The sequence below is a fragment of the Arthrobacter sp. FW305-BF8 genome, assembly GCF_021789315.1.
GTDB lineage: Bacteria > Actinomycetota > Actinomycetes > Actinomycetales > Micrococcaceae > Arthrobacter.
Genome location: NZ_CP084561.1, coordinates 3,455,794 through 3,470,107, shown reverse-complemented (window position 1 = coordinate 3,470,107; position 14,314 = coordinate 3,455,794). Strand labels below are relative to the sequence as shown.

The window sequence follows — 14,314 nt, the reverse complement described above, 5'->3', positions numbered from 1 at the left end:
GCGCTACTTCCCGGCTGGCGCTACTTAGCCGCCTGGTTCTGGGCCTGCAGGGCGTCACGGATCTCCTTGAGCAGGGCGATCTGCGGATCCTCGGCAGCCTCCTTCTTCGCGTCCTGCCCGATGCCCAGCTTGCGGTTGCGGTGCTCGATGAGCCGGTTCATCGGGGCGACGATGACGAAGTAGAGCGCGGAGGCAACCAGCAGGAAGTTGACCACCGCGGTGAGCAGCACGCCGAACCGCACGTCTCCGAACGCCAGGAAATCATCGAAGTTCGGCTCGCCGACCAGCACCGAGATCAGCGGCATCAGCACGCTCTTGACCAGCGCATCCACCACGGCGCTGAACGCCGATCCGATGACCACCGCCACGGCCAGATCGATGACGTTTCCCTTGAGAATGAACTTCTTAAATCCACTAAGCATGCCAACCAAACTACCGCACCGGGTTGACGGGACAGGGACCGGCCCGTAGAGCACAGGTGCCGGCGGCAGCGGCGTCAGCGGTAGCCGGGGGCGGCCTCCAGGCCGAAATACTGCTCCAGGGTGGCGATGCCGCGTTTCCGCATGTCCGTGGCCGCATCCACACCGACATACCGCAGGTGCCACGATTCGTAGAAGTACCCGGTGATGGTGTGCTGCATAAACGGGTATCGCACCACGAAGCCGAAGCGGTGCGCGTTGGCCTTGGCCCAGACGGCGGCCGGCTGCTCAGCAAAGCACGGCTGGAAGCTGCAGGCGCCGCCGCCATCGCCGATGTCGAACGCCCAGCCTGTCTGGTGCTCCGAATAGCCCGGCCGTGCCGAGGCGGTGTCCGCCGCCGCCCGCCCCTCGGAGCTAACCCAGCCGTTGTACGTTACGACCTGCGTCGCGTAGGAGCGGTAGCCGCTCGCCAGTGTCATTGTCACGCCGTCCGCCGCTGCCGCGGCGAACATCTTTTCTGCGGCAGCCGCCGTCGTCCGGTTCAGCTGTGCCGCCTCGCCGGTGACAGCGAGGGCGACGCGGGGCTGGACCAGATCGACCGGGACGTAGTTGGCCGGCTTGAGCGGGCGGTGCTTGTTCACGATCACCCAGGGGCTGGCGGGGGCCGTGAGCGAGTACTGCTTGGGCAGGCGGGAGGCGGCCGACGGCGGGGCTGCCGCCGCCGTCGTGGTTGGTGCGGTTGCTGACGGCGGCGTGGCGGATGCGCTGGCTGGGGACGCAGCGGAAGCGGGGGCTGTGGGGGAGGCGGCGCCGCTGGTTCTTGCCGGGGAGCCGGAGGAGGCGGAACCGGACCCGGACGGGACCGGAGAGGCTTCGCCGGAAGCGGCTGGGGACGCGGTGCCCGAAGCCGAAATGGTCCCCGAGGCTTCCGGCGCAGGGGCAGGAGTGCAGGCCGCCAGGGCAGACAGGCCGGCACCCGCCATCAGCAGCCGCGCCACCGCGCGGCGGCTGGGCCGATCCCCGGGCCGGGCCTCGGCAGAGGGCTCGGAAGCGCAGTTGTAGCACATGCGTGCTAGACCTTTCTCAGCAGCATCCGGCGGACGGAATGGTCCGCTTCCTTGGTGAGCACCAGCTGGGCCCGTCCCCGGGTGGGCAGCACGTTCTCTTCCAGATTGGGTTCGTTGATGCGCTTCCAGATGCCGCGGGCCGTCTCCTCGGCCTCGGAGTCGGAAAGCGTGGCGTAGCGGTGGAAGTAGGACTCCGGCTGCGCGAAGGCGGTGGTACGGAGTTTGCGAAAGCGGTCCACGTACCATTCCTCGATGTACGACGTCTTGGCGTCCACATAGATGGAGAAGTCGAAGAAGTCGCTCAGCGCGAGACCCTGCCGGCCGTCGTGCCGGGGCCGGGCGGGTGCCAGCACGTTCAGGCCCTCGACAATGAGGACGTCCGGACGCCGGACCACCACTTCCTTGCCGGGGACGATGTCATAGGTGACGTGCGAGTACCAGGGTGCCCGCACTTCCTCGGCGCCGCCCTTGATTTCGCTCACGAAGCGCAGCAGCGCCCGGCGGTCATAGGACTCCGGGAAACCCTTGCGGTCGAGCAGCTGGCGGCGCTTGAGCTCGGCCAGCGGATAAAGGAAGCCGTCGGTGGTGATGAGCTCCACGTTCGGCGTGCCCGGCCAGCGCCGCAGCATCTCGCGGAGAACACGCGCGATGGTGGACTTGCCCACGGCAACGGACCCGGCGACGCCGATAACAAACGGGGTGCGTTCGGTCCGCTCACCGAGGAACGTGGTGGTGGCCGCATGCAGCTGCCCGGCGGCCTCCACATAGAGGTGCAACAGCCGTGACAGTGGGAGGTAGACCTCGCGCACCTCGCTGATGTCCAAGGGGTCACCGAGGCCGCGGAGGCGCAGCACGTCCTCTTCATTAAGGGGCTGCTCCATCTGGGCCGAAAGCCGGGACCAGGTCTGCCGGTCCAGCTCCACGAACGGGGAAACACCCTCTCCGTTCGCTTCGTTGCGTTGCAAAGTCACCCTAGAGATTCTGCCCCGCCCGGCGCCGAGAGCGAAATGCACCCTGCCGTAAAGCCCCTGATGAAGGGCTCGCCGGGGCCATGGGCGTCCTGTGGGCAGGGCCAGAACGTTGTTTTGCCGGAGCACGCCCGGGGATGTCATCGGACGTTGGTTCACTCCAAAGCCGGTTAGGCTTATACCCATGTGTGGAATCGTGGGTTATGTAGGCCGTACGTCGGGCCGGGCTGATGCCGGGCACGGTGCGTTGGATGTTGTTCTTGAGGGGCTGCGCCGCCTGGAGTACCGGGGCTATGACTCGGCCGGTGTCGCTGTCGTGGCTGACGGGGAGATTTCCTCGCGGAAGAAGTCCGGGAAGCTGAGCAACCTGCTGGCTGAGCTGGAGGAGCGGCCGTTGCCGGAGTCGCTGACCGGCATCGGGCACACGCGGTGGGCCACGCATGGTGGCCCGACGGATCAGAACGCGCACCCGCATCTGTCTGATGGTGGGAAGCTCGCGGTGATCCACAACGGCATTATTGAAAACTTTGCTGAGCTGAAGCAGGAGCTGCTGGCCAAGGGTGTTGTCTTCGCGTCGGAGACGGACACCGAGGTGGCCGCGGCGCTGCTGGGCGACATTTTCCGGAACAAGCTGGGCGGGGACGTCTCCGACGGCGGCCTGACCCGGGCGATGGAGCTGGCCTGCCAGCGGCTCGAGGGTGCGTTCACGCTCCTTGCGGTGCACGCTGACCAGCCTGAGGTCGTCGTGGCTGCGCGGCGGAACTCCCCGCTGGTGGTGGGCCTGGGTGAGGGTGAGAACTTCCTGGGTTCGGACGTGTCCGGGTTCATCGACTACACCCGGCGTGCGGTGGAGCTGGGCCAGGACCAGATCGTGACGATCACCGCTGACACGGTGGAGATCACCGATTTCTTCGGCGCCCCGGCAGAGGGCAAGGAGTACCACGTTGACTGGGACCCGGCTTCTGCGGAGAAGGGCGGCTTCGCCTCGTTCATGGAGAAGGAAATCCATGACCAGCCCGACGCCGTGGCGCAGACGCTGCTGGGACGCTCGGATGCGAACGGCCGGCTGACCCTGGATGAGCTGCGGATTGATCCGGAGCTGTTGAAGAAGGTCGACAAGATCATCGTGCTGGCGTGCGGCACGGCCGCGTACGCGGGCCTGGTGGCCAAGTACGCGATCGAGAACTGGTGCCGGATCCCCACCGAGGTGGAGCTCGCGCACGAGTTCCGTTACCGGGACCCGATCGTCACCGAGAACACCCTGGTGGTCTCCATCAGCCAGTCCGGCGAGACGATGGACACGCTGATGGCCGTCCGCTACGCCCGGGAGCAGGGTGCCAAGACGGTGTCGATCTGCAACACCAACGGTTCGACCATTCCCCGGGAGTCCGACGCGGTGCTGTACACGCACGCCGGTCCGGAGATCGCTGTGGCCTCCACCAAGGCGTTCCTGGCCCAGATCACCGCGGCGTACCTGCTGGGCCTGTACTTGGCGCAGCTGCGCGGGAACATCTTCTCCGGGCAGGTCAAGGATGTGCTGGCTGACCTGGGCAAGATCCCGGCGAAGATCCAGCAGATCCTGGACTCCGCCGAGGAACTGCGCGAGCTGGCCCGGAGCATGAAGGACGAGAAGTCCGTGCTGTTCCTGGGCCGCCACGTGGGCTACCCGGTCGCTTTGGAGGGCGCTTTGAAGCTGAAGGAAATCGCGTACATCCACGCCGAGGGCTTCGCCGCCGGTGAGCTGAAGCACGGCCCGATCGCGCTGATCGACGAGGGCCAGCCGGTGTTCGTGGTGGTCCCGTCCCCGCGCGGGCGCAACTCGCTCCATGCGAAGGTGGTCTCCAACATCCAGGAGATCCGGGCCCGCGGTGCCCGCACCCTGGTGATCGCCGAGGAAGGCGATGAAGCGGTCCGGGATTACGCCGAGCACGTGTTCTACGTCCCGGAAACCCCGACGCTGCTGATGCCGCTGCTGACCACCGTTCCGCTGCAGATCTTCGCGTGCGAACTTGCCGCCGGCAAGGGATACGACGTGGACCAGCCCCGCAACCTGGCCAAGAGCGTCACAGTAGAGTAAGCCCATGATTGTTGGCATCGGCGTAGACGTAGTGGACATCGAGCGCTTCGGACGGCAGTTGGAGCGCACCCCCGGGCTCCGGGACAGGCTGTTCGTGCCGGCCGAACGGGAACTGAACACCCGGTCCCTGGCGGCGCGGTTTGCCGCCAAGGAGGCCGTGGCCAAGGTCCTGGGCGCGCCTGCCGGCATGAACTGGCAGGACTGCTGGATCGGGCTGGACCAGAACGGCCCCACCGTCCAGGTCAAGGGAACGGTGCTCGCCGTGGCCGAGGCCAAGGGCGTCAAACGGTGGCACCTGTCCATGAGCCACGACGGCGGCATCGCCACGGCCACCGTCCTGGCCGAGGGCTGACCCCGGACCGACTGACCAAGATGATCAGCGCCTATACCGGAACCCAGATCAGGGAGGCTGAAAAGCCCCTGCTGGATTCAGGTATGGGCGCTGTTCTCATGCAGCGGGCAGCCCGCGGCATGGCCAATGCTGCCATTGCAGAGCTGCGCAGCCGCGGACGCCGCCTGTACGGGTCCAGCATTGTTGTCCTGGCCGGCAAGGGCAACAACGGCGGCGACGGACTGTTCGCCGCCGCGCACCTTGCCGGACGGGGAATGCGGACGACGGCGGTGCTCGCCTCCGCCACGGCCCACCCCGACGGCCTGGCGGCCTTTCGGCGCGCCGGCGGCCGGGTGCTGGCGCTGACTGACGGGAACGCCGGCGAGCTGGCAACGTTGGCCGGCAGGGCCGACGTCGTTATTGACGCGCTGCTCGGAACCGGCGCCCAGGGCGGACTCCGGGGAGCAACGGCGGAACTCGTGTCCCAGCTTTCCGACGGCACCCGAGGCCTCGTTGTGGCCTGTGACGTGCCCAGCGGCGTGGATGCGGACACAGGCGAGGCCGCCGGCCCCGTGCTGGCCGCTGACATCACCGTCACCTTCGGTGGGGCCAAAGCCGGTTTGCTGTCGGACCCCGGGGCGGACTTCGCCGGCCGGGTGGTGGTGGTCCCGATCGGCATCGAGGATTCGCTCCCGTGGCCCGCCCTGCGCCGCCTGGAGGCCGCAGACCTGGCCGTCCTGCTCCCTCGCCCCGCGAGGCGCGCCCACAAGTATTCGCGCGGAGTCCTCGGCGTGGTGGCCGGATCCCCGGCCTACCCCGGCGCCGCCGTGCTCGCCTGCCGCGGGGCGCTTGCCGCCGGCGTCGGGATGGTTCGCTACGTCGGGCCGGCGGAGGTCGCGGACCTCGTCCGCCACAGCTGCCCCGAGGTGGTCTGCAGTACCGGCACCGTGGCGGAGACGCACGTCCAGGCGTGGCTCGTCGGGTCCGGGATGGACGGCAAGGACGAGGAAGAGATGCAGCGCGTCCGTGACGCCGTCGACTCCGGCCTGCCCACCGTGGCCGACGCGGGCGCCCTGCCCGTGCTGCCCGACGTGCTGGCCCCGCAGGTGGTGCTGACGCCGCACGCCGGGGAACTGGCCACCCTGCTGCAGCGCCTCGGCGCCGAACTGGACCGCGAGGCCGTCGAGGCCTCCACCCTCTCTGCCGTGCGCCGCGCCGCAGGCCTGACCGAGGCCACCGTTCTCCTGAAGGGCGCCAGCACGCTCGTGGCGTCGCCGTACCAGGATTTCTACAGCCAGTCCGAAGGGACGCCCTGGCTGGCCACCGCCGGAAGCGGTGACGTGCTGGCTGGAATCATCGGTGCGCTGCTCGCCCAGGTGGGGTCCGACGTCGGACGCTTCCGGGGGATGGGCATCGATCCGGACGAACGCTGGGCGGCCATTGCCGCCATGGGGGCGAGCCTGCACGGCCTGGCCGGAGCGTCGGCTGGAGCTGGCGGCCCGCTGACGGCGGGGCGGATTTGCGACGCCCTACCCGAAATATGGGGTAAAGTCAGCACGCTTAGTAATTAACGGTGGGTCACGTAATAGTCACACCCACCAGTTACGGTAAGACCAAGTTCCGTGCAGGTCGTGCGTGAAGACCTGCCGGACGCAGTGTTGGACGAGGTATAGGAGCACGAATGGAAATCTGGCCCGGATCGGCTTACCCGCTGGGAGCCACGTTTGACGGCACCGGAACCAACTTCGCATTGTTCAGCGAGCACGCGGAAAAGGTTGAGCTCTGCCTCTTCGACGAGGAGGGGACCGAAACCCGCGTCACCCTCCGCGAAGTCGACGGCTATGTGTGGCACTGCTACCTGCCGCAGATCCAGCCCGGGCAGAAGTACGGCTACCGCGTCCACGGTCCTTACGACCCCGACAACGGCCAGCGCTTCAACGCCAACAAGCTGCTCCTTGACCCGTACGCCAAGGCAGTCGCCGGCCAAATCGACTGGGACCCGGCCCTGTTCTCGTACAACTTGGGCGACCCCGCATCCAAGAACGACGCCGATTCCGCGCCGCACATGATGATGGGCGTGGTCATCAACCCGTTCTTCGACTGGGACAACGACCAGAACCTGCGCATCCCGTACCACAAGTCGGTGATCTACGAGGCGCACGTCCGGGGGCTCACCGAGTTGCACCCGGAGATTCCGGAGGAGCAGCGCGGCACGTATGCCGGCGTGGCACACCCGGCCGTGATCTCCCACCTGCAGAAGCTGGGCGTCACCGCGATCGAGCTCATGCCCGTGCATCAGTTCGTCAATGACGGGACGCTGCAGGAGAAGGGCCTGAGCAACTACTGGGGCTACAACACCATCGGCTTCTTCGCGCCGCAGAACACCTACAGCTCTACCGGGGACACCGGCCAGCAGGTGCAGGACTTCAAGGCGATGGTGCGTTCGCTGCACCGGGCAGGCATTGAGGTCATCCTCGACGTCGTCTACAACCACACCGCCGAAGGCAACCACCTCGGGCCCACCCTGAGCTTCAAGGGCATCGACAACGAGGCCTACTACCGCCTGGTGGAGGACGACAAGCAGTACTACATGGATTACACGGGCACAGGCAACACCCTGAACGTCCGCCAGCCGCACTCCCTGCAGCTGCTGATGGACTCGCTGCGTTACTGGGTCACCGAGATGCACGTGGACGGGTTCCGCTTCGACCTCGCCGCCGCTTTGGCCCGCGAATTTTACGACGTCGACCGGCTCTCCACGTTCTTCGAACTCATTCAGCAGGACCCGGTGGTGTCCCAGGTCAAGCTCATCGCCGAGCCGTGGGACGTCGGGCCCGGCGGCTACCAGGTGGGCAACTTCCCGCCTCAGTGGACGGAGTGGAACGGCAAGTACCGCGACACCGTCCGCGATTTCTGGCGCGGCGAACCTGCCACGCTCGGCGAGTTCGCCTCGCGCATCACCGGCTCGGCCGATCTTTACGAGCACTCCGGCCGCCGCCCCGTAGCGTCCATCAACTTCGTCACCGCGCACGACGGCTTCACGCTGCGGGACCTGGTGTCCTACAACGAGAAGCACAACGACGCCAACGGCGAGGACAACAAGGACGGCGAGTCGCACAACCGCTCCTGGAACTGCGGAGCCGAGGGCCCGTCGGACGATCCCAAGGTCCTGGCACTGAGGGCGCGGCAGCAGCGCAACTTCATCGCCACCATGCTGCTCTCACAGGGCGTGCCCATGATCCTGCACGGCGACGAGATGGGCCGCACCCAGCTGGGCAACAACAACGGGTACTGCCAGGACTCGGAGCTGACCTGGGTCAACTGGGACAGCGTGGACCAGCCCCTCATCGAGTTCACCGCGGCGGTCAACTCGCTGCGCGCCAAGCACCCCACGTTCCGGCGCAGCCGCTTCTTCGACGGCCGGCCCGTCCGGCGGGGCGAAGGCGAGCGGCTGCCGGACATCGTATGGCTCGATCCTGACGGCAACCTCATGTCCCCGGAGGACTGGGACAGCGGCTTCGGCCGTTCGGTGGGCATGTTCCTCAACGGCGACGGCATCCAGGGCCACGATGACCGCGGCCGCCGGATCACGGACGTGAACTTTCTGCTGTACTTCAACGCCCACGACGGCGACGTTGAGTTCACGCTGCCGCCGGACGAATACGCACCGGCCTGGGACGTCATCATTGACACCGCGGGTGAAGGCGCGGACTCCAAGCCGGCCAACGCGGGCAGCCTGCTGTCCGTCGCCGCCAAGTCCCTCGTGGTACTCCGCGCCCACAGCGCCCCGGAAGAGGAACCCGACCACTCCGTCGCTGCCTCGCTGGCAGCACTGACGCAGACCGCCACCGCCGAGACGGCAGCGCTCACCGCGCCTGCGGTCCCGGATCCGGCCAAGACGAAGCAGCCCGCTGATCCGGCTGCAGAGTCTGCGGCGGAGCCTGCGGTTGCACCGGCCGCCGAGCCGGCTGCTGAGCCTGTAGCGGAGCCTGCGGTTGAACCGGCCGCCGAGCCGGCTTCCGAGCCTGCGAAGGCCGCGGAGGAACAGCCGGGGGAGAAGCCGGCGCGGAAGCCTGCCGGCCGGCGGGACGGCCACCTGAAGGCGGTCAAGCCCGCAGGGGAGGACGCATGAGAACGCCAGTCTCCACGTACCGGCTGCAGATCCGGCAGGGATTCACGCTGTTCGACGCCGCCGAAACCGTGCCGTACCTGCACTCGCTCGGCGTCGACTGGGTCTACCTCTCTCCCGTCCTGACCGCCGAACAGGGCTCCGACCACGGGTACGACGTCACCGACCCCTCCGCCGTCGACCCCGAACGGGGCGGCCCGGAGGGGCTGGCGGCCGTTTCCAAGGCGGCTCGCGCCGCCGGCATGGGCGTGCTGATCGACATCGTGCCCAACCACGTCGGTGTCGCCACGCCGGTGCAGAACCCCTGGTGGTGGTCGCTGCTCAAGGAGGGGCGCCAGTCCCCGTACGCGGAAGCGTTCGACGTCGACTGGGACCTTGGCGGAGGACGCATTCGCCTCCCGATCCTCGGCAGCGACGATGACCTGGACCAGCTGGAAATCAAGGACGGGGAGCTCCGGTACTACGACCACCGCTTTCCGCTGGCCGACGGCAGCTACACCGAAGGCGACTCCCCGCGCGACGTCCACGCCCGGCAGCACTACGAACTGATGGGCTGGCGGCGCGCGGACAACGAGCTGAACTACCGCCGCTTCTTCGCGGTGAACACGCTCGCCGGCGTCCGTGTGGAGATCCCTGCCGTCTTCGACGAGGCACACCAGGAGGTGGTGCGCTGGTTCCGTGAGGGGCTCGCGGACGGCCTCCGGATCGACCACCCGGACGGCCTGGCCGACCCCGAGGGGTACCTGAAGCGGCTCCGGGAAGCCACCGGCGGCGCGTACCTGCTGGTCGAAAAGATCCTCGAGCCCGGGGAGCAGCTGCCTGCCAGCTTCGAATGCGAGGGCACCACGGGCTACGACGCCCTCGCCGACGTCGACCGGGTTCTCGTGGACCCTCGGGGCCAGGAAGCTCTGGACCGGCTGGATGCCTCGCTGCGCGGCGGCGAGCCTGCGGACTACGAGGACATGATCCGGGGGACCAAGCGCCGGATCACCGACGGCATCCTCCACTCCGAGATCCTGCGGTTGGCCCGGCTCGTTCCCAGCGACGCCGGACTTGCCGCCGACGCCGCGGCCGACGCGATCGCCGAAATCATCGCGGCGTTTCCGGTCTACCGCACCTACCTGCCCGAGGGGGCGGAGGTCCTGAAGGAGGCGTGCGAACTTGCCGCGCGCCGGCGTCCGGAACTCGACCAGAGCATCCAGGCTTTGCAGCCGCTGCTGCTGGACACCGACCTGGAACTGGCCCGGCGCTTCCAGCAGACCTCGGGAATGGTCATGGCCAAGGGCGTGGAGGACACCGCGTTCTTCCGCTACAACCGCCTGGGCACGCTCACGGAAGTGGGCGCCGACCCCACTGAGTTCGCCGTGAAGCCCGACGAGTTCCACACCAGAATGGCCCGCCGGCAGGCCGAGCTGCCGCTGTCCATGACCACACTCAGCACGCACGACACCAAACGCAGCGAGGACACCCGGGCGCGGATCTCGGTCATCTCCGAGGTTGCCGGCGAATGGGAGAAGGCCCTGAACCGGCTCCGCGAGCTGGCTCCGCTGCCTGACGGCCCGCTGTCCGCGCTGCTGTGGCAGGCCATCGCCGGCGCCTGGCCCGCCAGCCGGGAGCGCCTGCAGTCCTACGCGCTGAAGGCCGCGCGCGAAGCCGGAAACTCGACCAACTGGACCGATCCGGATCCTGCGTTCGAGGAGAAGCTGGCCGCCGCCGTCGATGCCGCGTTCGACAATCCTGCGGTCCGGGCGGAAGTTGAGTCGCTCGTGGAACTCCTGGCGCCGCATGGTGCCTCGAATTCCCTCTCGGCCAAGCTCGTGCAGCTCACCATGCCCGGCGTCCCGGACGTGTACCAGGGCACGGAGTTCTGGGACCGGTCGCTGACGGACCCGGACAACCGGCGCCCGTTCAGCTTCGATGACCGGCGTGCCGCACTGGAGCAGCTTGATGCCGGCGACCTGCCCCCGTCATTCACAGATGAGCGGACCAAGCTGCTGGTGACCTCGCGTGCACTGCGGCTGCGCCGGGACCGGCCGGAGCTGTTCACCGGCTACCGCCCGGTGCAGGCGAACGGGGCGGCCGCCGGGCACCTGCTCGCGTTCCAGCGTGGCACCCCGGGAGCGCCGGGTGCATTGACCCTCGCTACCCGGCTGCCCTACGGACTGGAACGTGACGGCGGCTGGCGGGACACCGCCGTCGAACTTGAGACCGCCATGCAGGACGAACTGACCGGCGCCGGCTTCGGACCGGGGACCGTGAAGATCGCTGACATCTTCCGGACCTACCCCGTGGCTCTGCTGGTGCCCGATACAGAAGTAACGCAGACAGGAGGAAAGTCGTGACGCAGACAGGCCAGGCAACCTACCCTCGCGAAGCCGCAAAGCCCGTGCAGGGTCCCGGGCGCTTCGACGTCTGGGCCCCTGAGGCCGGATCCGTGACGCTGCTGGCCGGCGGAGAGCGCTACGCCATGCAGCGCCGGCCCGGCACCGGACCCGAGGACGAGGGCTGGTGGACCGCCGCCGACGCACCCGCTGGCGGTGAAGTCGACTACGGGTACCTCCTGGACGGCGACGAAACCCCGCTGCCGGACCCCAGGACCCGGCGCCAGCCCGACGGCGTCCACGCACTGTCCCGTACGTTCGACCCCGGGGAGCACACCTGGCAGGAGGACGGCTGGCAGGGCCGGGAACTGCAAGGTGCGGTCATCTACGAGCTCCACCTCGGGACGTTCACGCCCGAGGGGACGCTGGATGCGGCCGCCGGCAAGCTGGACTACCTCGCCCGCCTGGGCGTGGACTTCATCGAGCTGCTGCCCGTGAACGCGTTCAACGGCACGCACAACTGGGGCTATGACGGCGTGCAGTGGTTCGCCGTCCACGAGGCTTACGGCGGACCGGAGGCGTACCAGCGGTTCGTCGACGCGGCCCACGCGGCAGGCCTCGGCGTGATCCAGGACGTCGTCTACAACCACCTCGGCCCCAGCGGGAACTACCTGCCGCGGTTCGGGCCCTACCTCAAGCAGGGCGAGGGCAACACGTGGGGCGACTCCGTTAACCTGGACGGGTCCGGCTCCGACCATGTGCGCCGGTTCATCCTGGACAACCTGGCCATGTGGCTGCGCGACTACCGCGTGGACGGCCTGCGGCTCGACGCCGTCCACGCCCTGAAGGACGAGCGCGCAGTCCACATCCTTGAGGACTTCGGGGCGCTGGCCAGCCAGATCTCCGCCGAGGTGGGACGGCCGCTGACGCTTATTGCCGAATCCGACCTCAACAACCCGCGGTTGCTGTATTCGCGGGACGCCAACGGGTACGGGCTGGAAGGGCAGTGGAGCGACGACTTCCACCATGCCGTCCACGTCAACGTCACCGGTGAGACCACGGGCTACTACAGCGACTTCGACTCGCTGGGTGCCCTCGCCAAGGTGCTCCGGGACGGTTTCTTCCACGACGGCAGCTACTCCAGCTTCCGTGAACGGCACCACGGCAGGCCGATCAATTTCGGCGCCGTCCACCCGGCCGCCCTGGTGGTTTGCTCGCAGAACCACGACCAGATCGGCAACCGCGCCACCGGCGACAGGCTCTCGCAGACCCTGCCGTACGGGAGCCTGGCGCTCGCCGCCGTGCTGACCCTGACGGGACCCTTCACGCCCATGCTGTTCATGGGCGAGGAATACGGGGCCAGCACGCCGTGGCAGTTCTTCACCTCCCACCCGGAGCCGGAGCTCGGCAAGGCTACCGCGGAAGGACGGATCAAAGAGTTCGAGCGCATGGGGTGGGATCCCGCCGTCGTGCCCGATCCCCAGGATCCGGAGACGTTCCGCCGGTCCAAGCTGGACTGGGCGGAAGCCGGCGAAGGCGACCACGCCCGGCTGCTGGAGCTGTACCGTTCGCTCACCGCGCTGCGCCGCTCCACGCCGGACCTCACCAAGCTGGGCTTTGAGGACACGCAGGTGGAGTTCGACGACGACGCCCGCTGGCTGCGGTTCCGGCGCGGTGGCGTACAGGTGCTGCTCAACTTCTCGGAGCAGCCGGTGAGCCTGGAGGGTGCGGGGACGGCCCTGCTGCTGGCCACCGACGACGCTGTCCGGCTGGAAGGTGAGCGCGCGGTGCTCGGCCCGCTGAGCGCCGCCGTCGTCAGTGACTGAGTGAACTGCTGGGGCGGCGTCCACCGCCGGTGACCGGATGGTGGACGCCAGCCCCGCAGCTTTGGTGCGGCTGGCAGGATGGAACGTATGACTTATGTGGCCTCGGACACCCGCTATGACACCATGCCGTACCGCCGCGTCGGACGCAGCGGCCTGAAACTGCCGGCCATCTCGCTGGGCCTGTGGCACAACTTCGGCGACGACAAGCGCTTCGACGAACAGCGCGCCATCCTGCGCCGCGCCTTCGACCTCGGCGTCAACCACTTCGACCTCGCCAACAACTACGGCCCGCCGGACGGCTCCGCGGAGACCAATTTCGGCCGGCACCTGCAGGACGACTTCAAGCCTTACCGCGACGAGCTGGTCATCTCCACCAAGGCCGGTTACTACATGTGGCCCGGCCCGTACGGCGAGTGGGGCTCCCGGAAGTACCTGATCTCCAGCCTGGACCAGTCGCTGCAACGGATGGGCCTGGACTACGTGGACATCTTCTACAGCCACCGCCCGGACCCGGAGACGCCGCTGGAGGAGACCATGGGCGCGCTGGATTACGCTGTCCGTTCGGGCAAAGCGCTGTACGCGGGCATCTCCTCCTACACCCCGGAGCAGACGCTCGAGGCTGCCCGCATCCTGAAGGAGCTCGGCACCCCGCTGCTCATCCACCAGCCCAGCTACTCCATGCTGAACCGCTGGACCGAGAACGGCGCACCCAACCTCTACGAGGCGCTGGACCAGGTGGGCGCCGGCTCCATCGCGTTCTCCCCGCTGGCCCAGGGCCTGCTGACCGACCGCTACCTCAACGGCGTCCCGGCCGACTCCCGCGCCGCCAAGGCCAGGTTCCTGTCCGAATCTTCGTTGACGGAGGACAAGCTGGACAGGGTCCGGGGGCTGAACGCCATCGCCGCCGGCCGCGGACAGTCGCTGGCGCAGATGGCCATCGCCTGGATCCTGCGCGACCAGCCCAAGGGTTCCCCGGTGACCTCAGCGCTCATCGGTGCCTCCAGCGTCAGGCAGCTCGAGGACAGCCTGGCCGCGATCACCAACCTTGAGTTCAGCGGCGAGGAGCTGACCGCGATCGACGAGTTCGCCGTCGAATCCGACATTAACCTCTGGGCGCAGCGGGTCTGATTCCCCACGTCAACAAAGCGGCACGTAATCAAGCTGCCGGGGCCGGCG

General features: G+C 68.0%; 11 protein-coding genes. 8 read left to right on the top strand and 3 right to left on the bottom strand.

The window, feature by feature from the left end; genetic code table 11:
* Positions 1-20: 20 nt before the first annotated feature.
* Both mscL and LFT45_RS23540 read right to left on the bottom strand, forming a co-directional pair.
* Positions 21-422 carry a large conductance mechanosensitive channel protein MscL gene (gene mscL, locus LFT45_RS15590; protein WP_236804450.1) on the bottom strand — a complete coding sequence of 134 codons (402 nt, stop codon included), beginning with the start codon at positions 420-422 and terminating at the stop codon, positions 21-23.
* A gap of 74 nt (positions 423-496) precedes the next feature.
* Complete coding sequence (locus tag LFT45_RS23540) at positions 497-1,060, bottom strand: M15 family metallopeptidase (protein WP_442863566.1); 564 nt, start codon at positions 1,058-1,060, stop codon at positions 497-499.
* A gap of 25 nt (positions 1,061-1,085) precedes the next feature.
* Between LFT45_RS23540 and LFT45_RS23535 the strand changes: the two genes are divergently transcribed.
* Positions 1,086-1,481: a hypothetical protein gene (locus LFT45_RS23535; protein WP_442863565.1), complete on the top strand. Its 396-nt coding sequence runs from the start codon at positions 1,086-1,088 to the stop codon at positions 1,479-1,481.
* A 10-nt stretch (positions 1,482-1,491) separates the two neighbouring features.
* Here the strand turns inward: LFT45_RS23535 and coaA are convergent, their stop codons facing one another.
* On the bottom strand, positions 1,492-2,457 hold the full coding sequence (gene coaA, locus LFT45_RS15580; protein ID WP_236804446.1) for a type I pantothenate kinase: 966 nt from the start codon (positions 2,455-2,457) through the stop codon (positions 1,492-1,494).
* 181 nt (positions 2,458-2,638) lie between these two features.
* Between coaA and glmS the strand changes: the two genes are divergently transcribed.
* The 7 genes from glmS (at position 2,639) to mgrA (ending at position 14,266) form a co-directional block, all read left to right on the top strand.
* Positions 2,639-4,531 (top strand): glutamine--fructose-6-phosphate transaminase (isomerizing), encoded by a 1,893-nt coding sequence (gene glmS / locus LFT45_RS15575; RefSeq protein WP_236804444.1) that lies wholly within the window; start codon positions 2,639-2,641, stop codon positions 4,529-4,531.
* 4 nt (positions 4,532-4,535) lie between these two features.
* Positions 4,536-4,883, top strand: coding sequence for a holo-ACP synthase (locus LFT45_RS15570; protein ID WP_066277757.1), 348 nt, complete (start codon positions 4,536-4,538; stop codon positions 4,881-4,883).
* A 20-nt stretch (positions 4,884-4,903) separates the two neighbouring features.
* Entirely contained in the window at positions 4,904-6,433 is a 1,530-nt protein-coding gene (locus LFT45_RS15565; RefSeq protein ID WP_236804442.1) for an NAD(P)H-hydrate epimerase, read from the top strand.
* A gap of 110 nt (positions 6,434-6,543) precedes the next feature.
* Positions 6,544-8,994, top strand: coding sequence for a glycogen debranching protein GlgX (glgX, locus tag LFT45_RS15560; protein WP_236804440.1), 2,451 nt, complete (start codon positions 6,544-6,546; stop codon positions 8,992-8,994).
* Positions 8,991-11,333, top strand: coding sequence for a malto-oligosyltrehalose synthase (gene treY / locus LFT45_RS15555; protein ID WP_236804438.1), 2,343 nt, complete (start codon positions 8,991-8,993; stop codon positions 11,331-11,333). Before glgX ends, treY begins: the two co-directional genes overlap by 4 nt.
* Complete coding sequence (gene treZ / locus LFT45_RS15550; RefSeq protein ID WP_442863564.1) at positions 11,330-13,138, top strand: malto-oligosyltrehalose trehalohydrolase; 1,809 nt, start codon at positions 11,330-11,332, stop codon at positions 13,136-13,138. The genes treY and treZ overlap by 4 nt, the downstream gene beginning before the upstream one ends.
* Before the next feature lie 87 nt (positions 13,139-13,225).
* On the top strand, positions 13,226-14,266 hold the full coding sequence (mgrA, locus tag LFT45_RS15545; protein WP_236804435.1) for an L-glyceraldehyde 3-phosphate reductase: 1,041 nt from the start codon (positions 13,226-13,228) through the stop codon (positions 14,264-14,266).
* Positions 14,267-14,314: the final 48 nt, after the last annotated feature.